The following is a 1,122-nucleotide window of genomic DNA, read 5'->3' on the forward strand; positions in this document are numbered from 1 at the left end:
ACACGGCCGCTTCCTACACGAAGGCTGATCTTGGCAAGATTCACGGCACGCATGCCGACGATGACAGCCTTGCGGCAATCGAAGTTTTTGGCGGTATGGTTCATCGCTTCTAACCCCGATCGGGAATCCAAAACTTTAGTACATTCTATCCGTTCGGACCGAGCGTTTCCAACAAGCGCATGGAGCGTTCGGTTAGCATCGAGGAATGTGCGAGCCTTCGGCCGTTACGTCGGACAACAGGGATCGTCTGAAGTCAGTCGGCCGAACGGCTCTGCGATCGGCGGTGCGTGAAGCGTCAATTCGGCAAGAGATGCACCGCCGAAATTTGCTGTTTTTTCAGCATCGCGACTCTTTCGAAGAGTCAATCTTCTCTCTGTGCAAAGTCTTTTTCTTCGCGGGCCTTCCTAGATTGAAGGCCCGCTTTTTTACGGCGAACCCCGAACGTTCGGCGCGTAAAACCGAATACTTGTCGCTGAACTTCGAACGTCATTCTCTGAAAAGCGAACGGTTTGCTACGTAACACGAATGCTGCTCTTCGAAACAGGAACATCGATCTCCTAAAGTCGAACGCCCATCGGGGTATCGGCCAACGCCTTAACCGTGAAGATGTATCTTGATCGCATCTCTGCGGCCAATTTGACTTGGGATGAGGCCAAGTTTCGTACCCAACAGTTTCTACTTTGGCCTCACAACGACAATGAATAGAAAAGCCCCCACTGAACTTGCACGAATTCAGTGGGGGCCAGGGCTCACCTAAGGGACGCCAGACTCTTGCTAATAGAAGCGCCCCTTTGGAGTGACACGTTTTATTCTAAGAGTTAACCCTTAGAAGCGATGACGCATACCAAGGAAGACGACGGCCTTGGAGGGATCGCGATCTTCGCCCTTCTTGCCTTCTTCGTTTTCAATCTTGTCCTGGTAGTAGCCGACAACGCCGTAGACGTTGGTACGCTTGCTGAGCGGATAGGTGTAACCGGCAGAGGCGCCCCAGCGGGTCGATTCAGCCTTGACAGCGCCCTTGTCAACTTCAGCGTCTTCAGTATCGGCGTAGCCCACAGCGAACATGCCCGTGCCGCCGAACATCGGAGCGTCGACACCAGCCATCAGGCTGTAGCCCTTGAT

Annotated in this window: 1 protein-coding gene; it reads right to left on the minus strand. The window is 53.4% G+C overall.

The features are described 5' to 3' along the window. Nucleotides 1–825 precede the first annotated feature (825 nt). Nucleotides 826–1,122, minus strand: a 297-nt coding sequence (locus H6A60_RS11595) for a porin (protein ID WP_205104771.1), incomplete at its 5' end; no start/stop codon positions are given.

Origin of the sequence: Sutterella massiliensis, assembly GCF_016899755.1 — a bacterium.
In the GTDB taxonomy this organism is placed as follows: Bacteria; Pseudomonadota; Gammaproteobacteria; order Burkholderiales; family Burkholderiaceae_F; genus Sutterella; species Sutterella massiliensis.